The sequence below is a fragment of the Nitrospira sp. genome (genome assembly GCA_029194665.1).
GTDB lineage: Bacteria > Nitrospirota > Nitrospiria > Nitrospirales > Nitrospiraceae > Nitrospira_D.
This window is the reverse complement of sequence record JARFXO010000002.1, coordinates 515,950-540,018: the sequence shown is the minus strand read 5'-3', so window position 1 is coordinate 540,018 and position 24,069 is coordinate 515,950. Positions and strand designations below refer to the sequence as shown.

Below are 24,069 nucleotides of genomic sequence, written 5' to 3'. Positions count from 1 at the left end.
CTCCTTTGGTCTGGGACGGAGTAAATCACAACACGATGGCTCTGTGAATCGAGAAAATTAATTGATGACACGCCCTAGCCAAGCCCCTTGACAAACCCCTGCCTGCAGGTCTGATACGTTGGTTCCCATCCCAACTCACGTTTCGCCTTGACGTTCGATTCGCCACGGATCTGCGTCATCATCGACAGGCCGCCCTCTCGAAATGGCGGCGACCGTTCGGCCATCAGACAGTCCAATGAACTCTCTCTGCTGAGTCACGAAATGAGCAGTTACATCCATACCGGCCTCTCAAGATCGCCCAACTGCGTTGCGAGTGTTCTGTGATGTTCTTAAGTCATGGCAATGATTGTTCCAAGGAACAAGCGTTGAGGTCGTGTTTCTCTAAGTGCGGAACAAATATGTGAGTTCAGATAAATTAGGGTGAAGCAGTTGGAGGGAGCGAGCCGCTTGTGACGAAAGACATCTGTCGATATCTCGGCGTTTGCCGAAAGGTCAGCATCAGCGAGGGCGGGCAATCCCGAGCTTCTGCATCCTGGATTGGAGCGTGGTCCGTTTCATGCCGAGCTTGGTGGCTGCGCCTGCAGAACCGCCGATGACCCAGTTGGCCTCGCGCAGGGATCTCAGAATATGCTCGCGCTCGGCCTGTTCGAGAGTGATCGCCACGGAATTCTCCAGGTGGCTCGGTGTCGGTTTCAATTCGGCCAGCGACACGTAGAGATCCGGCCCATGCGTCAGGATGACGGCGCGCTCGACAAAGTTTTCCAGCTCACGTACGTTACCCGGCCAGGAATAATTCTGTAGCGCCTTCATGGCCTCGGTTGGAATCGTCTCGACGCGTTTCTTCATCCGTTGGGCGAATTTCTGCGCGAAGTGTCGGACCAACAACGGAATGTCATCCCGACGCTCCCGAAGCGGCGGGACGGTGACCGGGAAGACTTTGAGTCGGTAGTAGAGATCGCTGCGAAACTTCTGTTCTTCTACCATTTGGGCGAGGTCGCGATTCGTGGCTGCGACGACCCGCACATTCGTGCGAATCGTGCGAGTGCCACCCAGCCGTTCGAATTCCTGCTCCTGGAGTACCCGAAGGAGCTTGACCTGGAGTTCCAGGGGAATTTCTCCCACCTCGTCGAGAAAAAGCGTTCCCCGGTCAGCCAATTCAAACCGGCCGACCTTGGTCGCAATCGCACCGGTAAAGGCCCCTTTTTCATGTCCGAACAATTCGCTTTCGAGCAGGCCCGTCGGGATCGCGGCGCAATTCAGTTTCACGAACGTGCGTTCCCGCCTGGTGCTCAGATTGTGGAGCGCGCGGGCAACGAGCTCTTTCCCGCAGCCTGTTTCACCCAGAATCAAGACCGTGGAATCCGTGGGAGCGACCGTTTGGACTTGCCTGAGAACCTGCTTGAGGGCACGGCTCTCGCCGACAATTTCCTCAAAGTTGTAGTCCGTCTGAATTTCTTCTTCAAGGTACAGTTTTTCTTCCGTCAACTTGTCCTTCAACTGGGCGATTTGTTTATAAGCCAAGGCGTTTTCGACCGCGATGGAAACTTGCTGCGCGACTTGGCTCAGCAATTCGACGTCCTCCGATGTAAAGCCGTCATCCCTTCGTCGCCCCACGTTCAATGCGCCGAGCGTGCGTTTGTGCGCAAGGAGCGGCAGGGAGCAGAACGATTTCACTCCGCGATCGAGCAGGTCTTGCGCGCAAGGTGAAGAGGTCGCCATTTCTTTCAGGTCCGGTTCTCTAAACAACGCGGCTTTGCCCGTGTTAATCGCGAGGCAGGACGGGGATTCCGGACTCTCCTCGATGGTTCCTTCCTCGACGAAACTTTCATTCTTCTGAAAATCCAATACATGAATACGCCATTCGCCGGTCTCCTCGTCGCAAAGCAGCAGGCTGGACCCGTCGTGCTGAATCACTTTTCTCAAGCAGGTACTGACGGCCACGAAGAGGGCGTCGAGGTCCAGATGCGCGACCACGGCATTGTTCACTTCCAACAGCAGGCGTTGCCGGTCGCGTTCATGCTCCAATTGTTGCTGCGAGGACAGGGCACTTTCCTCGTGCAGCACATTGTCTACGGCGACAGCTACCTGGTTTGCCACCTGCTGCATAAAGGTGATCTCGGGTTCTTGGTAGGCTTTCTTCTGCAAGCTTCCAAATCCCATGGCGCCTAGACGCCGCTGTGCCGTCGTGAGTGGTATCACACAAAAGGACTGGACGCCGTTCTCTCGGAACATTGCCATCAACTTCGGGAAACGGTGCTCTTGCGCGATGTCGTCCACTGTTAACGGCTGTTGGGTTTTCCACACCAATCCGCCGGGAGATTCATCGACAGGAATTTCGATCCCGGGGCTGATCGAGCTCGGTATCGAGGTCACCAGAAGCCAGAGGCGCATGATATCGCGCGCGGATTCGTGCAAGACAGCGTTGATAAAATCGAATGGAACGACCTGGGGGAGCCGCTGGGCGAGATCGTGGAACAGTTCTCCGAGGTCGCGATGTGACGCAATGGATTTCGTCACCTCCAGGAGAAGCCGCAACCGGTCTCGTTCCTGGGCCAGTTGCTGCTGAGACGTCTGCGCTTCTTGATAGTTCAAGACATCGTCAACTGCAACCGCGACCAGTTTGGCCACCTGGTTCAAGAATTCAAGTTCTGAGTCCCCGAAGGCGTGCGGGGCCATACTTCCGAATCCGATCGCTCCTAATCTGCGCACCGCCGTCGTCAGCGGCAGAAAACAACCGGATTGTACGTTCAGCCCTTGCAGGAACGCGACGACTTTGGGGAAACGGGTTTCTTCCTCTAGACATGGCATCACCAGATGCTGCTGGTGTTTGAGTACCCAGGCTGAGGCGGATTCTTCCACCGGCAGCTCAAGGCCATCCTGGACCGGCTCGGGCTGGTTCGTTTCGAGAATGTGACTTCTCATCACATTACGCAACGGGTCATGCAGAATGAGTCCAATATATTCGAATGACACCACACGAGGTAGTCGCTGAGCCAGGTCGCGAAAGAGTTCCTTAAGGTCGCGATGCACGGAAATCGCTTCCGCCACCTCAAGCAAGGTGCGATAGCGTTCTTCCATCGTTTCGCATGGCGATACAAATGATGCACCCATGGTTATCTAGTATGGCGTATTGACTAGGACGGCTCAAGGGGGTGGTGCGACGTCACTCTTCACCCGTCAACCATCGCGCCGACGTTTAACAAATGGTGCTGCCTCTGCCACGACCGCCTCGGGGAGGGGAGTATCCGGTAGTTCATGTGATCGGTCTTGTTCACATGCGAAAAAGCGGAGGAATGGTCATCGCCACTTTGTTACGTGGTTGAGGATGGTTCCGCGCAACACCGGATAGCGAGCTTCAAGCGCATCGAGCACCGACCGTTGCGTCACAGGACCGTCGACCTCAAGAGTCACTTCGCCGCTGACACGCGCGAGAGTTGCAAATGTTGAGGAAGGACGATGCGGATCATGTCTTCTCCCGTCTCTCGCAACGCTGTATCGCGGGATTGTCTTGCCACTCAGCACTCAGTCCTCAGTACTTCTTATTCGAGTGTCTGCACTTCTACCGATAGCACCGCCGGCAAGTCGCGCACAATCGGCGCCCAACTGTCGCCGCCGTTGGATGAACCGTAGACTTGCCCCCCGGTCGTCCCAAAATAGATGCCGCAGGGATCGAGCTCATCGACGGCCATCGCGTCCCGGAGAATATTGACATAGCAATGCGCTTGCGGCAGCCCTTTCGTCAGCGCCTCCCACTCATTGCCTCCTGCCCGGCTACGGTACACCCGTAACTTCCCCTCCGGCGGATAATGTTCGGAATCGCTCGTGATCGGCACGACATAGACCGTATCGGGCTCGTGCGCATGGACGGCGATGGGAAACCCGAAATCGCTCGGCAGGTCGCCGCTGATCTCCTGCCACGACTCGCCGGCGTCGTCGCTGCGTAGTACCCCCCAATGTTTTTGCATGAACAGGACCTGTGGCCGCTCAGGATGGAGCGCGATGCTGTGGACACAATGGCCCACCTCCGCATCCGGATCGGGCAGCTCGTACTTCGACCGCAATCCTTTGTTGGTGGGCCGCCACGCCTGCCCCGCGTCGTCGCTGCGGAACGTGCCCGCGGCCGAGATCGCCACAAACATGCGGTCCGGCTGTCCGGTATTCAGCAAGATGGTATGCAGACACATGCCGCCGGCGCCCGGCTGCCAGAGCTGCCCCTTGGCGCTGCGCAGTCCGGCCAGTTCCACCCAGGTCTTGCCGCCGTCCGTGGACTTGAAGAGCGCTGCGTCCTCCACACCGGCATAGACTGTGTCGGGGTCGGTCATGGACGGTTCCAGGTGCCAGACTCGCTTGAATTCCCAGGGACGCTGCGTGCCGTCGTACCATTGGTGCGTGGTGAGCGGCTGCCCGGTTTCTGGAGAGCCGTCATAAAGAAACATATTGCTCTCGCCCTTCGACGTGCCGTCCGCTCCCATGAGGTCCTCTGGTTTGGTGCCGGGCGGGGTCCAGGTCTTGCCGCCGTCGTCCGAGCGTTGAATCACCTGGCCAAACCAACTGCTGGTTTGGGAGGCATAGAGGCGATCCGGATCGGCCGGCGAGGCCTTCAGATGGTACAGCTCCCAGCCGCCGAAGCGGGGGCCGTCAACAGTCCACTGTTTCCGCTTCCCGTCCGATGTCAGAATGAATGCACCCTTGCGGGTGCCGACCAATAGTCGAACCGCGCTCATTGCCTGGCTCCTTTCGTTCGATAACCGTCTTTCGGCGGGCAGCCGTCGGCCGCTTCGTCGTGGGCGCCGATGCCGGCGCCCGCGAACGCCCGGCCCATGTGGTGACTGCCAATTGTTTCAACTGCGTGGTGGCCTTCCGTTGATTTGCTCCCAGTTATCGATTGTGATGATAAACAATTATGTAGTCTTTGTCTTGTCGTCGAATACGCCGATCATCCAGGCTACGCCAAAACGATCCGTGAGCATACCGAATCGAGGGGACCAGAATGTTTCGCTGAGCCGCATATCCACCTTGCCTCCGTCGGCCAAAGCCCTGAAGCATTTCTCAGCCTCCGCGACCGTGCGGACGGATAGAGAGAGCGAAAACCCGTGAAAGCCCAACGGCTCCTGGCTACAACCATCCGAAGCCATCACCTGCGTATCACCGATGCGAACATTGGCATGCATCACTTTGTCGTTCCAGCTTTTCGGAGTCATGTTGGTGGAGGAGCCTTCAGGACTATCCTTGAAGCGCATCAGCGTGGTGACTTCGGTGCCGACCGCCTGGGTATAGAAATGGAGCGCCTCCTCCGCCCGTCCGTTGAAAAACAGATAAGGTTGAATGTGCATGATGTTCTCCTTTATCACGTTGTGCATGCGTCTCTTTTGCCGTCAGGTTGATTCCGGGCGCAAGCGGTTTTCTGGGGAACACACGTGCGCGCACTTCGAACTCGATTGAAGCCCTTCGCCGACGAGCATCGTGCTCGCGTTCACTAATTCTTCGTTGTATTCGCCCATCTCTGTCAAGAACCGCTCACTTGGCATCACCCCGGCTCCCGACTTCTTCGTGGCTTTGACAATGATCATGCATCGCATGGCAGTGTCTCGTCTTGAGCTTATGTAGGTAAGAACCTTAAAAGTGGTCTCTCTATCCGGTAGTCGAACCAGTGGGCCTCAAATCGACAGCGATTCATGAATTGCTCGGCTGATTTGGCGGCAGCCTCAAACAGGCCCAGCACTTGACCGTTCGAGGTTGAGGCTTGACGCTGCCGAAGATGCGGATCTCTTTGACGTCGACCGAACTGGAGTATCCACATAGCATGTTCGTGACGCGATCGTAGATCTGCGATTTCAGTTGGGAGTGGAGGGCGAAATATGAATATGAAAAACCGTCCGGTGATTCGACCTTTACAAACGGTGACCTCGCCTTCCTTGCCGCCGAGCGCGCTCGGCTTTCCCCCCTTTGTCGCTTTCATTCCCCCACGCCGCTCGCCTACCCAGCGGGTTCAAACCACGGGGAACTGCCACTGCGGTCTGAGCGGTATGTGCCGTCGTCGATTGAAGCGATGTGTCGGATTCAATCTCGATCGATGCTCTGGTCTCTGTCCTGTGTCTCGTGCAGCCTAGGCAGATCACCCACGATAGTTTGATGACGCAGTAGTACTAGACGGTCAGCAAAAGCAAACGGCTTCCTAGACAACGCGTGCCGACATCACAAGCGAAAACGTTCCCGGTAGGCGGCATACCTCTTCTCCTCCTCCTGAAGATCCAAACCAAAGTCATGGAGGTTATACCGGTGTGTCCCGAAACGATTCTTCGGGTTCCTGTTGACAGATTCCCGAACCTTGTCCCGAAGTCCGTCGGGCAAGGGCAGGTCAAAATGTCTATAGACTCGTTCCACAGCTGCCACCGGGTCAGCGACTAGGTCGGTGTAGTAGAGATCGAGGAAGCGGTCTGAGGGAACGCAGCCGCGGTCGCGCGAACGCAGAGCCCTGCGGAGACCTTCAGACCACCTTCGAGTACACTCTCGTCCTACTTCAACAGGATCAACCTCGTCGCTGAAGGCAGATTTGAGAGTTGCCGTCAGACTGGCATTGGAGGCGATCACCTCTATGGGGTTGCGGTGTGTCATCACGACACAGGCATCAGGGTAGGTCTCGAACATCGCCTCGAAATCGAACATGTGAGCCGGCGTCTTCAACACCCACCGCTCACCCGGACAACGCCACTGCAAGTGCTGCAAGAATCTACGGTGCGTCTCGTATGAGGGGCGGAGGTCCTGAGATTCAAGCCAGTCAAGATAGGACGGCAGGCGGTGGCTCGCCACGAACAGGTAGCTCATGAACGAATGGCCAAGGAGCACGAGACACTCCTCGGGAAGCCTTGCACCGATGGGATGTACACGGTTGACGTCCTGAACCATTCGATGGAACCAGCGGAGCTGACGATCAACCAGAGCAATGCGCGGGTCAACATGGTACGTCTCCGCCTCTGGCGGCGGGCTGGGATACAGGGTTTCCCAGGTGCGTGGAACCCGGTTGGCTGGGTCAAGGGCAAGCAGGCCATGGAGAAACGTCGTCCCGGTGCGGGGCAGGCCCGTGATGATGATCGGTCGTCGAATTTGCTGCTCGACGATACCAGGATGACGCCTGCGATTTTCCTGCAGCCGCAAGCGGTTGACCAGGAGCATGGTCAGTTCGCGACGAGCGGCCAGTCGCCCCAGAGGGTGAAGATGTGCTTCCGTCTGAAAGGACGAAAGGAGGCGACGGAGGGGTTCTCGAAAGGATGCGTCACCAAAGTCGTCATGGCCGGCCCGGCGGCTTGCCGCCTTTATGAGTTCCTCTTCCTCAAGGCTTGCCCATGTTGCCTGACCGACAGTGCCGCTCAGCGCGTTGATGGCGTGGACGAGGAAGGAGCGTCCCACCCTCCAGCGCTGTCGAGGGGGGGCTGGCCAACCGCCGCCTGTGGGAGGGATGTCGGTGTGTCCCAGAGGATGAACGGTAACTTCTGTTCCCTGAGTTTTATCCATCAATGAGAACTGTTGAGACACCGGACGTTGATCACGGCCCTTTTGTAACACCTTCCCTAGGGAGTTCGCTAGGGCCGGTGTTCCCTAGCGGACAGCTCGGTGAATCAGACCACACAGCTCTTGTGCCCGTTCCTCACCTGCCGGTCCTCGGCTGATCCAGGCGGCTCATGCCAGTTACCCAACCCGGACTTTGAGAAGCACGATCAATGACGGGAGGAACAGCAGCGTCGAAAGAATGAGAAACGCAAGACAGATGCTCAAGAGTATACCGATGCTCGCAATCCCCTGGTGTGGAGAGAAGGCGAGGCTTGCAGTACTGATCATCGTGGCCAAATTGCTGAACAGTGTGGCGCGGGCCATACTGGACTTCAGAAGGTTGTCCTCCCGCTTTGGGTCTTTCCAGTCGCGGACGATGAATATGACGCCGCTGTGGACCCCGATCCCGAGAATGAGAGGCACAACGATGACGTTGGCGAAATTGAGCGGGACTGCGAGCCACACCGATGCGGCGGCCGTGAGAAGGAAGGCGAGCGCCATGGGGGTGAGTATCAGAAGGGTCTTGGACCTGCTTCTGAGACCGACGAGCACAAAGCTGCAGATGATGATCACCGCGTAAAGCGAGGCCTCCCTGAAAGAGGCTGCTATGGCCATGCCTGCTTCGTACACCGCCACAGGTGTATCGGTCGCGGTCGGCGCCACCGACCGGACCGCACGGACAAATCCTTCCAGACTTGCCAAATTTGTGATGTTGTCCCGCGGGAACACCTGAACTCGGAAGCGGTCGTCCCCGGATACGTACTGGCTCCGCAATTCTCGAGGAAGGGAGGATGGTCCCTCTATCAGGCTTGGCTGCAGCGATGACCCAAGTCTTTCGAGGAGCATGGAAAGCCCGGGCGTCAAACTCTCGTCGAGCAGGGCAAGGGCGGACAAGCCGCGCCGGCTGTCTTCAAGAAGGGCCCTAAATCTTTTGATGCTATCGTAAAGCTTCTGGGCCGACTCTCTGGTGGAATGCCCTAGTCCGTTGAGATGGCTCTCGAGAGACCGCTCTAGGCGTGCAAGCGCTTGAATGTTCTGCTCATAGGTGGGGTCCGTGACATGAGGCCGCTCGAGCTCGGGTGACATGAAAAGAGCGATATCGGAAATAAGAAGGATCTTGTCCTGCTGATTGTCCGGGATGAAATCATGTATCGTGACGGCCGTTCTGACTTCTGGAAGGCGCTTCAGCTGCTCGGCGAGACGAAGGGCTTTGTCCTCACTGTCCGCAAGCACCGAAATGGTCCATGGCTGACCTTTAGGGTCATTGAAGAGTTCCTTCATAGTTGCCACAGACTCTGATGACTGGTCGTGGAGGTTGAGGGTGTTGTAGTCGAAGAAGACTCGTGGAACGGCCAAGAGAGAGGCCAACGCCCCCAATGCACCGACGGCGACGATGCCGCGCGGGTACTTGTACGGCAGGTCGACGAGCCACGGCCAGGAGGGCTCCCACTGCCGACACTCCTTCACGGGGAGGACGGTCAGCAAAGCGGGCAAAAGGGTTATGTTTCCGAAGAAGCTGATAAACATACTCGACCCTGAGATGAAGCCCAGTTCAGCCACTCCTGCATAGGCAGTGGGAACGAAGGAGTAGAAGCCGAGTGCCGTGGTGGCAGCGCTGAAGAAGAGACTTCTGCCGACACTGGTGGCTGTCGAAATGATGCTATTCTGCTGATGGCCGCTTTGCAGAAGCAGTTCCCGATATCTGAGACAGAACTGTATGCTGTAGTCGATGCCCAGTCCGATGAAAAGGACGGCGAAGGTGACGGAGATCATGTTGAGACTGCCCACGGTGGCAAGGGCGAATGCCGTGGACCAGATGAGCCCCGTGATCAATGTGACAAGACTGCAAAAGATGAGGCGCCATGAGAAGTAGAGGCCCACAGAAAGGACCAGCGCCACAAGAAGGAGCGACGCGACAGTGGCAATTCCTGTGCTATTGCGGACTTCCAGGAGGTTCTCGTAAGCAAGTGCAAAATCTCCCGTGATCCGCACTCGCGCGGTTCCGGTCTGATTGTAGCCGAACTGCCCGGCAACCCGGCGAACGGTCTCGATGTGGACGCTTCCCGCAGACAGGGATGCATCCGCGACTCGTGGCTTCAGTATGAGGAACTGGCGGCGTTGCCTCGCGGTCTGCTCTGCGCCGAACACCAGGCCCTCCCACGACATCGGGTAGACTGTTCCGTGAACCGCGCTGGCGAAGGCGTTGTTCATCCCATCGAGTAGTAGGGCAAGAGTACGGTCTTGGGCCTCACCGAGATCTCCTTGCTCCAAGGCCTTTTCAGCGACCTGGAAAAGCCCGCGGATGCTGAGGTCCTTGGAGAGAAGCGCCAGAAAAGGTTGGGCTGCCGAGAGTCGGTCTCCGAGTCTCTCCAGTTCTTCGGTGTTCAGGTACAGGAGGCCGTTCTGTTGAAAGAACCCCCCGGCCCCTGGTTCATAGACGTCGGAAAAAAGCGCCTGGTCTTTTCTCAGTTGCTCGGCGATAGCTTTCCGTGCTGCCTCTGCCTGTTCCGAGGTGATGCCATCGATGACAACGACGACGGTGTCGCTCTGTTGTGGAAAGGCCTTGGAGAACTTCTTGTACAATCCGCGGTAGGACAGCTTGTCGGACATCATGGCATGGATGTCGGCGTTCATCTTGAAATTGGCGGCGGAGTAATAGAGAGTCCCAAGCGTCAGCAGGACCGTGCTCACGAGAACGGCGACGGCATGCCGCTGAACGAGGAGAACCCATGCGCTCAGCAGGCGCTGTGTGCGAGTAAGGGTAGGCTCGGTGGACATGGTTGATTCGGGTGGGTGTAAGTCTTGGCCCTTCAGACTGTCTGAGTTATTCAGCTCAACCGTGACGTGGGCCTTGGTTCATTAGCCATCGCTCCGGGAGAACTCCCGAATCTTTCGCTTGAGCGAGGCGACGAGCTCGTCAAAACCATTTTTATCGAGGACGCTCACAAATTGAGCACGCGTATTGGCAAGCTGACTGATGCCCGAAATGCGTATGTCCACAATGTGCCAGGCATCCTCCGTCAGTCGCAGACGGTAATCGAACTCGGTTTCTTTGCCTTGAGAGTTCAGAAGTTTGCTCAGGACTGCAGCGCCGCCCGCCGTCTGGGACTGTTTCGTGATCTCGAAGCGTTCTCCTGCGTATGTGTGAAAGTTCTTCGCGTAGTTCGCAATCAACCATTGAGCATAGATTTCTTCAAACTGCCGCTGCTGCTCCTCCGTGAGGGTTTTCCAGTGTCCGCCCACAGAGACGCTCGCCATGTATGGAGACAAGAAGGCCCCAGTCACGACTGGCTCAAGCAGTCGGTAGCGGCCGCTGAACCCCAATTCCTTGCCGCCCCTCATGGCTTCGATCAGTGCCGCGTTGAAGCGTGATATGACTTGGGCGGGCCCTGGCGTCTCACCCCTGATGTGCATAGGGAGAACCATAACCGTGCAGAACACCAGAAGAGAGAAGCCGGTGATGCCAGGCGACTTGAGCCACATGAACAGACCTCCTTGCGAGACATGCCTCGATACACTCAGTGGACGGGATGTCCCGCTGCTCCATGATATTATCCTGAACCCGCACGGTTGTTGTAAAAGCGCCGGAGGCTGAGCGGACGCAATGGCAGATTCGGGACCAGGATGTGATGGTGATACCTGCCACCCTTGAAGAGCGTCAACTGGGGGGTTGGCACTTCGGACTGCGTCGGGTATGGGAGCGCCGGCATCAGCTGGCCGATACTGTAGCCATTGTTCGGTTGAGTCGCTTGAATCTGAGTAACCAGCGCGGCTTTGAAGCCGATCCGCAATAAGAATCGATGAAGAAGATAGAGGCCCCCGGAATGTGTCGGAGTGGCGGTGCCAAACTTGATCGCAAGCTTCCGAGGTCCGTGAGGCATCGCAGCCAACGCTACCGTATCGGTAACCTTGGCTGCAAGGGTTCGCACTCCCTGGCGCAGGCCCATAGAATTGGCCGTGCGACCATGTTTCATCGCTTACTCACGCAGGATTCAGGCGAGGAGGTATCGGTCTTTGATTTGCGGCCTCCTTGATACGCAAGCGAGAGGTCCTCGTCCCTCTCGTACAGCCGGGTGACTCACGGATTCCGCAGCACTCAGTGAAAAAACGTAGCTCGCAAAATGTATTAATATTCAACGTCTTAAATTGCCGGTCATTCATATTGATTCCTAATTAAGTATTTCGACGGAATATATGTTGACAGGCCCGGGCGATTGGGAGTATTTAAAAAAATAGATCATTCTCCACGCGCGACATCAAGGGTAGCGCAATGTTCCCCATCGGCACGTCAGCAACCTCGTCATGCTTCGCGAAGCGAGATTTTACACGAGATTTTACCGAGATTTTACAATGGGACGACGTTCCACCGTGCTCTGCGGGATTTTGCCGACTGAGGAGAGGAGACGCAGACGATGATCGTTGAGTTCGAGATTAACGATAGCGTGAGTCCTGGAGCGAGATTTGTTTCATGGGCCCCATCTCCCTGCCGAATCCGCGTGACTGATCCGTCGGGTGGCACTACGCCCACTGTCACCGTGCAAATCACCGGAAACTCGGCCCCCGGCGGTGGGGCGGTCGTGTTTCGCAGAGGTACAACGGGATCATTCTCCAGCAGTCTGACGATGGTGGTTCCTATCAACGGAATTTCCGTGGGGTTTTTCACCGCCGGCCGCTTCGGACAACCCAGCGTCAACAACGAAGACGTGACGATCGAAGCTCGCATCGGCACCACCCTGATCGGCTCGGTTCCGGTGATGGTGCGCATCCGAAAGAATGCCAACCGGTTGACGCAGGAAGAGCGCGACCGCTTCGTGGCTGCGTTCGCGCAGCTCAATAACCAGGGACTGGGGCGATTCGCGGACTTCCGCGACATGCACACGGCCGTCAGTGATCCGGAGGCTCACCGAAGACCAGGGTTTCTGCCCTGGCACCGCGCCTATCTGCTCGATCTCGAACGTGAGCTGCAAGCCATCGACCCGAGCGTCGCACTGCCGTACTGGCGCTTCGACCAGCCCGCGCCGAATATCTTTGCGCTCGACTTCCTCGGCGTGTCCGATCCACTCGGCACCGTCCAATTCAGTGCCACCAACCCGCTGCAGTTCTGGACGACCGATGGCGTCCAGGGGATCAATCGTCGCCCCCTCAACGGCTGGAACCCCGCTACTCAACCGGGGCCAGGCGTTCGCACCGAGGCGCAAACACTAGCCCTTGGTACTCAATATCCGGCCTTCCGCACGATGGAAGGCAACCCGCACGGACAAACTCATACGAGGTTCGGCGGTTCTATCTCCAGCATCCCGACCGCGGCGCGCGATCCGTTGTTCTTCCTGCTCCACTGCAATGTCGATCGGCTCTGGGCGAAGTGGCAACGACAGAACAATCGCTTTGATCCGGCGCAGGCGGCCTCCTATGACAGCGCCGCTGCAACCCGCATCGGCCATCGCCTGCCCGACACCATGTGGCCGTGGAATGGGATCACAAGCCCCCCACGTCCTCCGACGGCCTCCGGTGGCGCAATGGCCGCGTCGTCCAGTGTCAGTGCGCCGGGTCCCCAGCCGCGCGTGCAGGATACCCTTGATTACCAAGGCCGCGTCAACTCTGTCGCCCGCATGGGATTCGACTATGATGATGTGCCATTTGTCTGACATGCCTTGTACGAGAAGGTCGGAATCATGACGAAAAAACCTACAGCAAAAAAGAAATCGAAGGCGGCGCGGAAGTCGGTGGGCAGGGCGGGGCAGGCCATCGACGAGCGGGTCGCAGCCCTGGCGGAGGCGCCTGAGAGCCTGGGCCAGAGCGATACGAAGTTGCAGTTGATCCTGAACCTCCTCCGGGATGAAGAGGAAAGCGTGGAGGTGCGGCTTGAGGCGTTGCAAATCCTCCAGGCGGCGACGTTCAGCGCCCCCTCCTTCGAATCGTGGCGCGGTGACTACATTGCAGCATTGCGCAAGGTCGCAGCGGATCAGGACGCGGAGCTGCGGGAGCGTGTGCTTGGCATCCTCGCGCGGGAGAAGGACGGCTTTGCCCAGAAGAAACTCTTGGAAGGGTTGCAGCACCCAGCAAAAGCGTTGGTGGAGCCTGAAAAGGCATTACAACTGCTCAGTTACGACGTGCATGCGGAGGCCTATCCGGTCGCGCGGAGGATCGTCAAACATCCTCCTAACCCCGCCGCCAAGCGAGAGGCCTTGCGCCTGCTCGCCGCGGATGCCGCCGCCGTCCCGATGTTGGAGAAGGTTCTGCGCGACAAAAGCGAAACACCTGAGCTCCGGCAGGTCTCGGCCGCTGCGTTGCAGGCGCTCAAACCGGAGAAACTGCAGGCCTACGCGCGCAAGGCACTGCTTGACCCGTCGGAGCAGGACGACATTCAAACCACCTGCCTCACTGCGCTCACCCAGTTCGGCAAGGCCGAAACAGTTTCTAAAGATAAGGCGCTGCTGAAGCGGGTCGACCGGCTGAGCGGCGCGAGGTCACCGATGCTCAAGCAGAGTGCGCGGCAGTTCCTCAAGAAATATAAGCCGGCTTCGTAAGAACATGAATCGGTAAAGGGGCATTCGATGCAGCAGGGCACGATGACGCGCACGCTGTCCGAATCGCAGTTTGCGGCCCACGTCGACGCGCTCGCCGCCGATCCAGAGAGACACGCGCAGTTGACGGAGCTGCTGCGCGAAGATCATCCGGTCTACAACCAACGTGGGACGGCGACCATCGTCCGCATGCGCGGGTGGATCCTGCTCGCCCTCGGGCGCACCCGCCTGTCGGATTCCGCGCTCCACTTCGTGCTCGAAGAACTCGACACCGGGCTGGATGCCTATCTGGTGGCCGCCGCCGCGCGCGCGTTGCGGTCCTACCCCAGCCCAACCGCGGCGTTGGCCCCCTTCATCCTGTGCGCGATCACCAACATTCGTTATCACGACGAGCCCGTGTCCTTTGAGCAGTACGGTGAGTACGCGGTCTCACCAACCGGCACGAGTCCGGTGCGTGAATTGCTCGCGACGTTGGTGTGGCTCGGCTCGCACGCGCGCAGCGTTCTGCACGAGGTGGAGGCGCTGCGCACGCCACAGGGTGGGCTCCCCAGCAAATTGTGGAGTGAGGTGGGCCAGGCCGTGGAGGCGATCCGCGGCGAGGGACAGGTCGAGCAGCTCGGCCCCAAGACCTGTTGCTCGGGGCAGAGGGACTTCGGCAACGAGGTGTCGTGGCTGCTCGATTCCCGTCGAGGCAGCGAGCCAGTTGAGTCCATCGTCTTTGAAGACCATGCGGGCGTTTCGCTCACGTTCAAGGACTTCTTCCGGGGGCACCCCTCCATCGTCGTCTTTTTCTACACACGTTGCGACAACCCGTTGAAGTGCTCGCTCACGGTCACGAAACTCGCGCGGGTCCAGAAGCTGTTGGAGGAACGGGGGCTCGCCGATCACATCCATACGGCGGCGATTACCTACGATCCCGCGTTTGATCTCCCCCACCGGCTGCGTGGCTATGGGCAGAACCGTGGGGTGCGCCTGGATGCCCGCCATCGCATGTTGCGGACGCCCGACGGGCTCGACGCCCTCCGTGCCCACTTCCAGCTCGGGGTCAACTTCGTGCAGTCGCTGGTGAACCGGCACCGCGTCGAAGCGTACATCCTTGACGCCGAAGGCCGGATCGCTGCTTCCTTCGAACGCACCCGCTGGGATGAGCGGCAAGTGGTGGATCGCACACTCCAGGTCCTGAAGGAGAAGTGAGGAAGCGAAAATCTGAGCTGTCGCTGAATTCAACCGGTCCGGCGAGCCACCCTCCCCGCCGGTATCGATAGCCAGGAATCGACGATAGCAGCCGGCCGTTCAGCGAACATCCAGCCGGACAATGAGCCAAAAGCTGGTGGCTCATTTCTCCAAAAGCTTAGTCAAGTACCAGACCTTCCATCTCATCTCCATAAGGTCCTTCCCGGCGGCAGGCGAAGTGAGGCGATTGACTACCCTGTTCCTACCTTCGTGTCAGACGTTAGCGCTCAGTGGAAAATCCTGGCCTAAGAAACACATTAATATTCAATGTGTTAAATTGCTGGTCATTCATATTGAGTCCTAATTACGTATTTCGACCGAATATGAGTTGACAACAGCGGGCAACTAGGAGTATCAGAAAATTGGTCTGAGTAGATCTAAGTATATGAGTATATCTGAGTATATGGGAGACTCAGAATATGGTTGTTGAATTGCAGATCAACAATAGCCTGGATCCTCGCGCGCGATTCGTTTCATGGGCCCCATCCCCCTGCCGGGTCGGCATGACTGATCCATCGGGCGCCACTACGCCCACCGTCAACGTGCAAATCACGGGGAGATCGATATCCGGTGGTGGTCAAGTCCTGTTCCGCCGGGACACAACAGGATCGTTCTCCAGCAGTCTGACGTTGCCGGTTCCTCGCAACGGCACTCCCGTGCCGTTTTTCACCGCCGGCAGGTTTGGGAGACCCAGTATCAACAACGGAGACGTGACGATCGAAGCCCGTGCCGGCACCACCCTGATTGGTTCGGTTCCGGTGATGGTGCGGATCCGAAAGAACGCCAATAGGTTGACACCGGGAGAGCGCGATCGCCTCGTGGCGGCGTTCGCGGAGCTCAATGATCGGGGAATGGGGCGTTTTGCGGACTTCCGTGACATGCACACAGCGAGAAGTGATGGTGAGGCTCACGAAGGACCAGGGTTTCTGCCCTGGCATCGGACGTACGTGCTCGATCTCGAGCGCGAGTTGCAAGCCATCGACCCTGGCGTCGCACTGCCGTACTGGCGCTTCGACCAGCCCGCGCCGAATATCTTTAGACGCGAGTTCATGGGCCTGTCCGATTCAATCGGCACCGTCTTGTTCAGCCCAACCAACCCGCTACAGTTCTGGGTGACCGACGGCCGCCCGGGGATCGTCCGTCGCCCCAGCTTCAACACCGCCACGCAGCCGGCCCTCGTGATAAGTGAAGCGGCTACACTGGCCTTGGGTCCTCGATACCGGGACTTCCGCGGGAGGATGCAAGACAATCCGCATGGACGGGCGCACACCAGCTTTGGGGGATCCTCAGTAATCAGGGTTATAGGGACAGCGGCGCGAGATCCGCTGTTCTTCTTGCTCCACTGCAATGTCGACCGGCTCTGGGCAAGGTGGCAACGACAGAACAATCGCTTCGATCCCGCCCAGGCGGCTTCGTACGACAGTACCGGCGCAACCAGGGTCGGCCATCGCCTACCCGACACCATGTGGCCATGGAATGGAATCACCGGAGACCCGCGGCCTCCGACGGCTCCTGGCGGCGGGCTGGCCAGCTCGCGGACGGCCGGCGCGCCAGGTCCGCAGCCACGCGTGCGCGACACACTAGACTATCAGGGGCGTCTCAACGTGGCCTCCCGCATGGGGTTCGACTACGACGATGTGCCATTTGCCTGAGGTGCCTTGCACGAGAAGGGCGGAATCATGACGAAGAAAACTACAGCCGCAAGGAAATCGACATCAGCGCGGAAGCCACGGGGCAGGGTGCGGAGGTCGGCGCGCGCCGCCTTGTCAATCGCGACCAACGCACGGAGGGACGTCGAAAAACGAATCGCAGCCCTGGCGGAGGTGCCTCTGGCCGCGAGCGAGATTGAGGATCGGGTATCGGCGGTGCTGAAACTCCTCCGCGATGAGGACGAGCTCGTCGACGTGCGGCTGGCGGCGTTACACACGCTCCAGGCGGCGACGTTCTCCCCCCCCACGGAGTCGTGGCGCGGCGACTACCTTGCGGCCTTGCGCCAGGTCGCGGAAGATGAGGACGCGGAGCTCCGTGAACAGGCGCTCGGCATCCTCGCGCTGGAAAAGGACGGCTTCGCCCAGAAGAAACTCTTGGACGGGTTGCAGCATCCAGAAAAAGCGTTGATTGAGCCTGAAAAGGCATTACAACTCCTCAGTTATGATGTGCATGCCGAGGCCTATCCGGTCGCGCGGAGGATCGTCAAACATCCCCCAAATCCCACCGCCAAGCGAGAGGCCTTGCGCCTGCTCGCCGCGGACGCCGGTGCTGCCCCGATCTTCGAAAAGGTCCTGCGCGACAAACGCGAACCGCCGGAGCTCCGACAGATCTCGGCCGCCGCACTACAGGCGCTCAAGCCAGAGAAGGTGCAGGCTTACGCGCGCAAGGTGCTGCTCGACCCGGGTGAGCAGGAGGAGATGCAAGCCACCAGCCTCACCGCGCTCACCCAGTTCGGCAAGGCGGACAGGGTTTCGAAAGACAAGGCGTTGCTGCAACGTGTCGACCGCCTGAGCGGCGTGAGGTCACCGATGCTCAAGCAGAGTGCACGGCAGTTCCTCAAGAAATATAAGCCGGCGCCTTAAAAATAGACATCGGGAAAGGCCGCGCCGATGCAGCGACCCTTGCGTTCTATGCGGGCTCTCTTGTCGAGCCTGATGAGTCGGGTAGGCGACGTGCAGCTCATGACTAAAGGAAGCCGGCTCATGGTCGTTTCTCTTCTCCCGGCAAGCCGGTGACTTCTCTCAACGGTCGAACCTCCACTGTCCCAATACGAGCTCCAGGCACCAGCTTGGCGATACGAACGGCATCATCACGATCCTGAGCTTCGATGAGAAAGTAGCCGGCGAGCTGCTCCTTAGTCTCGGCGAACGGCCCATCGGTTACCGCTGCCTTTCCGTTGCGTACCCGAACGACAATTCCCGTCGCCTCAGGTTGCAGAGGCGAGGCATGGACGTATTGCCCTTTCCCATCCAGCTGGTGGCAGAGCTGAATTGATTCCGCGAGCATTTCCTTCCGCTCGGCTTCTGGGATCTTGTTAAACGTGTCCTCGTTGTGATGAACCAGCAATAGATATTTCATGAATTACCTCCCGTGACATAAGATAGTCGCTCGGATGAGCTAGATCGACAGCTGATTCCTCAGCTTGATGAGCCTGCTGAATGGAGGTTATCAGTATGAGTTTTGGAAAAACGACACCGATCCTTCGAATATTCGACGAGGGCAAAGCTAAGGAGTTCTATGTCGATTTCTTGGGCTTCCAGGTCGATTGGGAACATCGTTTTGAAGAAGGCCTCCCGCTCTATATGCAAATCTCACAGGATGACTGCGTCCTCCATTTAACAGCGCATCACGGAGACTGTTGTCCAGGCGCCGCGATGAGGATTGAAACGAACGAACTGGAGGCATTCCAAAAGGCTCTCCTCGCAAAGAGCCACCAGTACGCCAGACCCAGAATAGAAGAGATGCCGTGGGGCAGGGATATGGCGGTGACTGATCCCTTCGGGAACAGATTGACGTTTACCAGTGGTGTCAGTGCTTAACGGAACTGCGACAGTTATCGTACATACTGCATCAACAGAATTTTATCACTCCTGATGACAACCTTTGGCTGAGCCTTGATCGATCACCAGCAACACGCAACACGCACGTTCCAACGGTTTTTTGATTCGGAGAAATCCGGCGGAATTCTGCTGATGATCTGCACGGCGATCTCGCTTTTGGCGGCGAATTCTTCAATCGGCGCAGGTTATGTGAATCTGTGGCAGACGGAGCTTGGAGGCCTGAGCCTTGAACATTGGGTGAACGACGCGCTGATGGCGATTTTCTTTTTGCTCATTGGATTGGAGCTCGAACGGGAACTCTACAGCGGGGAACTGTCGAACTTTCAGAACGCCCTTCTTCCGATTGTTGCGGCCGTCGGTGGGATGGCCGCGCCTGCCCTGATTCATTTCTCCCTTAACTGGGGAACGCCGATGCAAGCCGGTATCGGGATCCCGATGGCAACAGACATCGCCTTCGCGCTCGGCGTGCTGGCCATGCTCGGAGACCGCATTTCTCCGTCGCTGAAGGTCTTGGTCGTGGCCTTTGCCGTCATAGACGATCTGGGTGCGATCGTCATCATTGCGACCTTCTACACGACGGAACTTTCCGTTTGGTTTTTGGTGGGCGCTGTCGCCGTGTGGATTCTGCTTTTGATGTTGAATCGTTTCTTCCGGGTCATGTCCCTCGCTCCGTATGTGTGCGGCGGAGTAGTGATGTGGTTTCTCATGCTGAAGTCAGGGATTCACGCGACGATGGCCGGAGTGATGCTGGCCTTTGCCGTCCCATTCTCCGCACAAGACGACGACGAAGTCTCGCCCTCGCACAGGCTTGAAAATATATTGCACAAACCCGTTGCATTCATCATCTTGCCGATTTTCGCGCTCGCCAATACAGGCGTGCTTATGGGCGCGGATTGGATACAAGGCTTGACCAGCCTTAACAGCATCGGCATCGCAACCGGTTTGATTGTAGGAAAACCTTTAGGTGTGACGTTTCTGTGTGTTCTGGCCGTGACAACCGGCCTATGCCGCTTGCCGCTCGGCTTGCATTGGCGGCATATTGTCGGCGCCGGGATGCTTGGCGGTATCGGATTTACCATGTCCATCTTCATTGCCAATCTTGCCTTCGCTGGAAACGCTGAGATCATCAGGGCTTCGAAAATGGCCATTCTTTTGGCTTCGTTGACGGCTGGAGTAATAGGATTTCTGTGGCTGAAGATCTTGAGCAATCCGGAAGTAACGGATACGCCAGCCTAGATGTGTACCTCGAATTATCATGTCCGAAAATGGCGAGCAGGAGTTCATCGACTGTAGCTATAATGGCACCCATGATGCTCGATTCCGCCACCTGCTACCGGGCGCTACGAGCGCGCGATGCTCGCTTCGACGGACGCTTTTTTGTCGCGGTGTCGTCGACGCGTATCTATTGTCGGCCGGTCTGCACAGTGAGGCAGCCCAAGATCGAGAATTGCCGCTTCTACCGGAGCGCCGCTGCGGCCGAAGTATCAGGCTACCGGCCTTGTCTTCGCTGTCGTCCCGAACTTGCGCCGGGCAATGCAAGCGTGAATGCGACCACGCGCGTGGCGCAGGCAGCGGCGGGCCTGATCGAGGATCGTGCGATCGATTCCGACGGATTGGTAGGCGTCGCATCGAGCCTGGGTATCACCGACCGGCATTTGCGCCGGGTGTTTGGCGCCGAATTCGGTGTCTCGCCCGTTGAGTTTGCTCAGACGCAACGCTTGCTTCTCGCTAAACGCCTGCTCACCGATACCAGTTTGCCGATTACTGAAGTGGCGTTCACCAGCGGTTTTGGGAGTCTGCGACGCTTCAACGCACTCTTCAAGCAGCGATATCGCTTGCAACCGGGACAGTTGCGCCGGCTTGTGAATGGCAAGGCAACGCCTGTCACCGATACGCTGAGCTTCGAACTGAGTTTCCGCCCGCCCTACGACTGGCCGGCGATGAGAACGTTTCTCGGCGCACGGACAATTGTCGGTGTCGAGATGCTCGATGACTCTCGTTATCGCCGCACGGTGCGTGTGACAGCAGAAGGCAAGGACTATTTGGGATGGGTCGAGATCGGATTGTCGCTGAAAAATCCGGCGCTCCATCTCCTTGTCTCTTCATCGCTCGCCCGGGTTCTGCCTCCATTGCTTGGACGTATCAAGACGCTCATGGATCTGTCCTGCAATCCGACCGAAGTAGCAGGTGTGTTGGGTGAATTGGCTCAGCGTCGTCCCGGCATTCGCGTTCCCGGCGCCTTTGACGGATTCGAAGTTGCGGTACGTGCGGTTATTGGGCAACAAGTGACTGTTGCAGCGGCACGGACCATCGTCGGCCGCCTTGCCGCCGCTCTCGGAGATCCGATTGAGACTCCGTTTGAGACACTGACGACGATATTCCCATCTGCGGCATGTATGGCCGGCATGGGCGTCGACCGCATCGCACGACTGGGCATGCCGACGGCACGCGCACGCACGGTGATCACGCTTGCGCGTGCCGTAGCCGACGGCGACTTGGTCCTGGCGCCTCACTCAGATCTAGACGCAACGCTGGAGCGACTGCGTACGCTGCCCGGCGTAGGGGAGTGGACAGCGCAGTATATCGCCATGCGGGCGCTGGCATGGCCGGATGCATTTCCTCATACCGATCTCGGCGTCATGAAGGCGCTGAAGGAGAAGAATGCGCGTCGCGTGCTCGAAGCCGGTGAAGCCTGGCGGCCGTGGCGCGCTTACGCCGTGATGCAGCTTTGGCATTCACTGACCAAGGAGTAATCATGCTGTACTACGACTACTATCAAAGTCCTCGTGGGCGCATATTGTTGGTTGCCGATGACCGGGCGTTGACGGGCGTCTATTTCGCCGGGCAGAAATATCACCCTCGCATCGGCAAGCAGTGGAAGCGATCTGACAAGCATGAGCCGCTATGCCGGGCCAAGCGCGAGCTCTCGGAATATTTCGACGGCAAGCGGACCAGGTTTACAATCGAGATCGCGCCGCAGGGCACGCTTTTCCAGTGCGCGGTGTGGAAGGCAATTGCAGGCGTCCGGTTCGGTCAAACCATTGCCTATGGCGAACTGGCAGAGCGTGCCGGTTATCCCGGTAGCGCGCGAGCGGCCGGTGCAGCCACCGGCCGCAACCCGATCAGCATCATCGTGCCCTGCCATCGCATCGTCGGCTCGAACGGTTCGCTCACCGGCTACGCCGGGGGCTTGGCGAAAAAGCGCGCACTTCTGGCGTTGGAAGGGTGTGTCTAGACTTTGTTGCGGATATCTGATTGTCAAGAAACATCGAGCTGACATCGTGAAAATGACTGGAATCCCTCGATGCGACACAGGACATAATCTGTTCGATGACTTCGATGAGGCTGAATAGAGACGCCGCATCCATCCACATTCTTTTCATGGAGATCAGACGATGAATAAGCCCATGTCCGAACGACCCGATCAGCAAGTTTCGCATGTGGCAGCCCATGGCTGTCCAGCCAGCACGGATCATGACCGAGAAGTCCCGGAGATCGATTTGCTCAGCATGCTGACAATCCGGGGGATTACGCTTCGAAACCGGATCGTGATGTCTCCCATGTGTCAGTATGTGGCTAAGGATGGATTAGCAAGCGATTGGCATCTGGTCCACCTCGGCAGCCGTGCCGTCGGCGGGGCGGCGTTGGTGATGGTCGAGGCCACGGCCGTCACCCCGAATGGCAGGATTTCACCGGGAGATGTGGGGATCTGGGGTGATCAGCATATCGAGCCGCTCGCGCGCATTGCGCGATTTGTGCACTCCCAAGGGGCGGTTGCCGGCATTCAGCTGGCCCATGCCGGGCGAAAGGCCAGTTGTGAACCGCCTTGGAAAGGAGGAGCGAGTCTCAAGACGTCTGCGGCTGGTGGCTGGACCGTTCTCGGTCCTAGCCCGATTCCGTTCAATGACGGCGACCCCAAGCCGATGGTCCTCGATGAAGCAGGCATCGATGAAATTGTCGCCGCGTTCGAGGCCGCTGCCCGCCGGGCCGTTATGGCCGGATTCCGGGTGATCGAGATCCACGCGGCCCACGGGTATCTGTTGCACGAGTTCTTGTCACCCTTGAGTAATCACCGAACGGACCGTTACGGTGGAAGCCTGGAAAACCGGATGCGGTTTCTGCTCCGAATCGCCGAGCACCTGCGTCGACTGTTGCCGGCGGAACTTCCTCTCTTTGTACGGATTTCAGCCACTGATTGGGTAGAGGGCGGCTGGGATGCCGAGCAATCGGTGGTGCTCGCCAGACATTTGAAAAACCTCGGTGTTGATCTGATCGACGTCTCTTCCGGGGGGTTGGTTCCCAAGGCACGTATCCCGGTAGCTAAGGGATATCAAGTTTCGTTCGCTCGGAAGATCCGAGACGAGGCCGTAATCATGACCGGTGCGGTTGGGATGATCACCGAGTCTCACTATGCCGATGAGATCGTGACCGGCGGAGATGCCGACGTGGTGTTTATCGCTCGAGAACTGCTCCGGGAGCCCTATTGGGCGCTCAAGGCGCAGCAAGAACTCGGCTCAGAACCGTCATGGCCTACGCCCTATGGGTATGCCGTCAAACGGCGAGCAAAGTAGCAATCGAGACCGACGATGTTCTTGGCGAGCAGGTTGTCTGAGCGATGTCGAGTGCGTTTGCGCCGGACACGGAATAAATAGCTTTGGTATTCGTACGTTGCGCGATCATGTCTGTTGATGGGAGAGTAGAGCAAAACAATAGGAGAAGACCGACATGAACGTTACGGACATCGCATTTACCGTCTATCCCGTCACTGACTTGAAACGTGCCCGCCAATTCTATGAGACGATCTTGGGACTGAAGGAGTCGCGGTTCTTCGGGAACGAAAAGCAAGGCTTTGTCGAATACGATATCGGGCCGGGAACGCTCGCGATCGGTATTGGAGCGCCGGAGTGGAAGCCCTCACGTGGCGGAGGGTCTGTGGCTCTCGAAGTAGACGATTTCGATGGAGCGATGAACCGTCTTCGAGAGGGCGGCTGCACATTTACCCTTGAGCCGATCGAGACTCCCGTCTGTCACATGGCGGTTGTCCTAGATCCCGATGGGAATTCTGTGATGATTCACCGGAGAAAAACGGAATGAACGCCTTGCTTTGTGTGGAGCCAATCACAGGGGAGGAAGTGCTCCAGCTGGAATCGTGAGGCGAAAGATGTAACCTTCTATTCTCGCCGGTGTCATGTAGAGCTTTCCCGAGCTGCACC

General features: G+C 58.0%; 21 protein-coding genes. 11 read left to right on the top strand and 10 right to left on the bottom strand.

Translation table 11 applies throughout. The annotated features are described in order from the left end of the window. Positions 1 to 74: 74 nt before the first annotated feature. From P0119_08120 to P0119_08080, 9 genes are all read right to left on the bottom strand, one after another. Complete coding sequence (locus tag P0119_08120; GenBank protein ID MDF0666028.1) at positions 75 to 224, bottom strand: hypothetical protein; 150 nt, start codon at positions 222 to 224, stop codon at positions 75 to 77. Between the two features lie 274 nt (positions 225 to 498). Beyond that, on the bottom strand, positions 499 to 3,078 hold the full coding sequence (locus tag P0119_08115; protein MDF0666027.1) for a sigma 54-interacting transcriptional regulator: 2,580 nt from the start codon (positions 3,076 to 3,078) through the stop codon (positions 499 to 501). A 461-nt stretch (positions 3,079 to 3,539) separates the two neighbouring features. Next, on the bottom strand, positions 3,540 to 4,724 hold the full coding sequence (locus tag P0119_08110) for a sialidase family protein (protein MDF0666026.1): 1,185 nt from the start codon (positions 4,722 to 4,724) through the stop codon (positions 3,540 to 3,542). A gap of 177 nt (positions 4,725 to 4,901) precedes the next feature. Then, on the bottom strand, positions 4,902 to 5,333 hold the full coding sequence (locus P0119_08105) for a VOC family protein (GenBank protein MDF0666025.1): 432 nt from the start codon (positions 5,331 to 5,333) through the stop codon (positions 4,902 to 4,904). A gap of 42 nt (positions 5,334 to 5,375) precedes the next feature. Next, positions 5,376 to 5,579 carry a hypothetical protein gene (locus P0119_08100; protein MDF0666024.1) on the bottom strand — a complete coding sequence of 68 codons (204 nt, stop codon included), beginning with the start codon at positions 5,577 to 5,579 and terminating at the stop codon, positions 5,376 to 5,378. A gap of 616 nt (positions 5,580 to 6,195) precedes the next feature. After that, positions 6,196 to 7,407, bottom strand: a complete 1,212-nt coding sequence (locus P0119_08095; protein MDF0666023.1) for a sulfotransferase — start codon at positions 7,405 to 7,407, stop codon at positions 6,196 to 6,198. Between the two features lie 279 nt (positions 7,408 to 7,686). Then, the gene (locus P0119_08090; protein MDF0666022.1) at positions 7,687 to 10,326 is read right to left on the bottom strand and encodes an MMPL family transporter; all 2,640 of its coding nucleotides are present in this window, start codon (positions 10,324 to 10,326) and stop codon (positions 7,687 to 7,689) included. Between the two features lie 81 nt (positions 10,327 to 10,407). Next, the gene (locus P0119_08085; GenBank protein ID MDF0666021.1) at positions 10,408 to 11,031 is read right to left on the bottom strand and encodes an ABC transporter substrate-binding protein; all 624 of its coding nucleotides are present in this window, start codon (positions 11,029 to 11,031) and stop codon (positions 10,408 to 10,410) included. A 68-nt stretch (positions 11,032 to 11,099) separates the two neighbouring features. After that, entirely contained in the window at positions 11,100 to 11,522 is a 423-nt protein-coding gene (locus tag P0119_08080) for a hypothetical protein (GenBank protein ID MDF0666020.1), read from the bottom strand. Between the two features lie 648 nt (positions 11,523 to 12,170). Between P0119_08080 and P0119_08075 the strand changes: the two genes are divergently transcribed. The 5 genes from P0119_08075 to P0119_08055 all read left to right on the top strand — a co-directional run bounded on the left by P0119_08075 (position 12,171) and on the right by P0119_08055 (position 17,878). Then, positions 12,171 to 13,193, top strand: coding sequence for a tyrosinase family protein (locus P0119_08075; GenBank protein MDF0666019.1), 1,023 nt, complete (start codon positions 12,171 to 12,173; stop codon positions 13,191 to 13,193). A 27-nt stretch (positions 13,194 to 13,220) separates the two neighbouring features. Next, on the top strand, positions 13,221 to 14,075 hold the full coding sequence (locus P0119_08070) for a hypothetical protein (GenBank protein MDF0666018.1): 855 nt from the start codon (positions 13,221 to 13,223) through the stop codon (positions 14,073 to 14,075). 42 nt (positions 14,076 to 14,117) lie between these two features. After that, on the top strand, positions 14,118 to 15,266 hold the full coding sequence (locus tag P0119_08065) for an SCO family protein (protein ID MDF0666017.1): 1,149 nt from the start codon (positions 14,118 to 14,120) through the stop codon (positions 15,264 to 15,266). A 458-nt stretch (positions 15,267 to 15,724) separates the two neighbouring features. Beyond that, on the top strand, positions 15,725 to 16,957 hold the full coding sequence (locus P0119_08060) for a tyrosinase family protein (protein MDF0666016.1): 1,233 nt from the start codon (positions 15,725 to 15,727) through the stop codon (positions 16,955 to 16,957). A gap of 27 nt (positions 16,958 to 16,984) precedes the next feature. Beyond that, a complete protein-coding gene (locus P0119_08055) occupies positions 16,985 to 17,878 on the top strand; it encodes a hypothetical protein (GenBank protein ID MDF0666015.1) in 894 nt (297 codons plus the stop codon). Positions 17,879 to 17,996: 118 nt separating this feature from the next. On the opposite strand, the gene P0119_08050 is transcribed toward P0119_08055, so the two are convergent. Next, the gene (locus tag P0119_08050; GenBank protein ID MDF0666014.1) at positions 17,997 to 18,374 is read right to left on the bottom strand and encodes a YciI family protein; all 378 of its coding nucleotides are present in this window, start codon (positions 18,372 to 18,374) and stop codon (positions 17,997 to 17,999) included. Positions 18,375 to 18,469: 95 nt separating this feature from the next. On the opposite strand from P0119_08050, the gene P0119_08045 reads away from it, so the two are divergent. The 6 genes from P0119_08045 (at position 18,470) to P0119_08020 (ending at position 23,950) form a co-directional block, all read left to right on the top strand. Beyond that, a complete protein-coding gene (locus P0119_08045; GenBank protein MDF0666013.1) occupies positions 18,470 to 18,835 on the top strand; it encodes a glyoxalase superfamily protein in 366 nt (121 codons plus the stop codon). A 75-nt stretch (positions 18,836 to 18,910) separates the two neighbouring features. After that, on the top strand, positions 18,911 to 20,092 hold the full coding sequence (gene nhaA, locus P0119_08040) for a Na+/H+ antiporter NhaA (protein ID MDF0666012.1): 1,182 nt from the start codon (positions 18,911 to 18,913) through the stop codon (positions 20,090 to 20,092). A 71-nt stretch (positions 20,093 to 20,163) separates the two neighbouring features. Next, complete coding sequence (locus P0119_08035; GenBank protein ID MDF0666011.1) at positions 20,164 to 21,609, top strand: AlkA N-terminal domain-containing protein; 1,446 nt, start codon at positions 20,164 to 20,166, stop codon at positions 21,607 to 21,609. 2 nt (positions 21,610 to 21,611) lie between these two features. After that, positions 21,612 to 22,091, top strand: coding sequence for a methylated-DNA--[protein]-cysteine S-methyltransferase (locus tag P0119_08030; GenBank protein MDF0666010.1), 480 nt, complete (start codon positions 21,612 to 21,614; stop codon positions 22,089 to 22,091). Between the two features lie 160 nt (positions 22,092 to 22,251). Next, the gene (locus tag P0119_08025) at positions 22,252 to 23,427 is read left to right on the top strand and encodes an NADH:flavin oxidoreductase/NADH oxidase (protein MDF0666009.1); all 1,176 of its coding nucleotides are present in this window, start codon (positions 22,252 to 22,254) and stop codon (positions 23,425 to 23,427) included. Positions 23,428 to 23,581: 154 nt separating this feature from the next. Continuing rightward, the gene (locus tag P0119_08020; protein ID MDF0666008.1) at positions 23,582 to 23,950 is read left to right on the top strand and encodes a VOC family protein; all 369 of its coding nucleotides are present in this window, start codon (positions 23,582 to 23,584) and stop codon (positions 23,948 to 23,950) included. Positions 23,951 to 24,069: the final 119 nt, after the last annotated feature.

What these genes read in the sequence shown, in the direction of transcription:
- P0119_08105 (MDF0666025.1), bottom strand. Translation starts at nt 5,333, where the DNA reads ATGCACATTCAACCTTATCTGTTTTTCAACGGACGGGCGGAGGAGGCG.
- P0119_08080 (MDF0666020.1), bottom strand. Translation starts at nt 11,522, where the DNA reads ATGAAACATGGTCGCACGGCCAATTCTATGGGCCTGCGCCAGGGAGTG.
- P0119_08110 (MDF0666026.1), bottom strand. Translation starts at nt 4,724, where the DNA reads ATGAGCGCGGTTCGACTATTGGTCGGCACCCGCAAGGGTGCATTCATT.
- P0119_08055 (MDF0666015.1), top strand. Translation starts at nt 16,985, where the DNA reads ATGACGAAGAAAACTACAGCCGCAAGGAAATCGACATCAGCGCGGAAG.
- P0119_08085 (MDF0666021.1), bottom strand. Translation starts at nt 11,031, where the DNA reads ATGTGGCTCAAGTCGCCTGGCATCACCGGCTTCTCTCTTCTGGTGTTC.
- P0119_08115 (MDF0666027.1), bottom strand. Translation starts at nt 3,078, where the DNA reads ATGGAAGAACGCTATCGCACCTTGCTTGAGGTGGCGGAAGCGATTTCC.
- P0119_08100 (MDF0666024.1), bottom strand. Translation starts at nt 5,579, where the DNA reads ATGCGATGCATGATCATTGTCAAAGCCACGAAGAAGTCGGGAGCCGGG.
- P0119_08030 (MDF0666010.1), top strand. Translation starts at nt 21,612, where the DNA reads ATGCTGTACTACGACTACTATCAAAGTCCTCGTGGGCGCATATTGTTG.
- P0119_08120 (MDF0666028.1), bottom strand. Translation starts at nt 224, where the DNA reads ATGGCCGAACGGTCGCCGCCATTTCGAGAGGGCGGCCTGTCGATGATG.
- P0119_08060 (MDF0666016.1), top strand. Translation starts at nt 15,725, where the DNA reads ATGGTTGTTGAATTGCAGATCAACAATAGCCTGGATCCTCGCGCGCGA.
- P0119_08065 (MDF0666017.1), top strand. Translation starts at nt 14,118, where the DNA reads ATGACGCGCACGCTGTCCGAATCGCAGTTTGCGGCCCACGTCGACGCG.
- P0119_08050 (MDF0666014.1), bottom strand. Translation starts at nt 18,374, where the DNA reads ATGAAATATCTATTGCTGGTTCATCACAACGAGGACACGTTTAACAAG.
- P0119_08070 (MDF0666018.1), top strand. Translation starts at nt 13,221, where the DNA reads ATGACGAAAAAACCTACAGCAAAAAAGAAATCGAAGGCGGCGCGGAAG.
- P0119_08020 (MDF0666008.1), top strand. Translation starts at nt 23,582, where the DNA reads ATGAACGTTACGGACATCGCATTTACCGTCTATCCCGTCACTGACTTG.
- P0119_08090 (MDF0666022.1), bottom strand. Translation starts at nt 10,326, where the DNA reads ATGTCCACCGAGCCTACCCTTACTCGCACACAGCGCCTGCTGAGCGCA.
- P0119_08045 (MDF0666013.1), top strand. Translation starts at nt 18,470, where the DNA reads ATGAGTTTTGGAAAAACGACACCGATCCTTCGAATATTCGACGAGGGC.
- P0119_08025 (MDF0666009.1), top strand. Translation starts at nt 22,252, where the DNA reads ATGAATAAGCCCATGTCCGAACGACCCGATCAGCAAGTTTCGCATGTG.
- P0119_08035 (MDF0666011.1), top strand. Translation starts at nt 20,164, where the DNA reads ATGATGCTCGATTCCGCCACCTGCTACCGGGCGCTACGAGCGCGCGAT.
- P0119_08075 (MDF0666019.1), top strand. Translation starts at nt 12,171, where the DNA reads ATGGTGGTTCCTATCAACGGAATTTCCGTGGGGTTTTTCACCGCCGGC.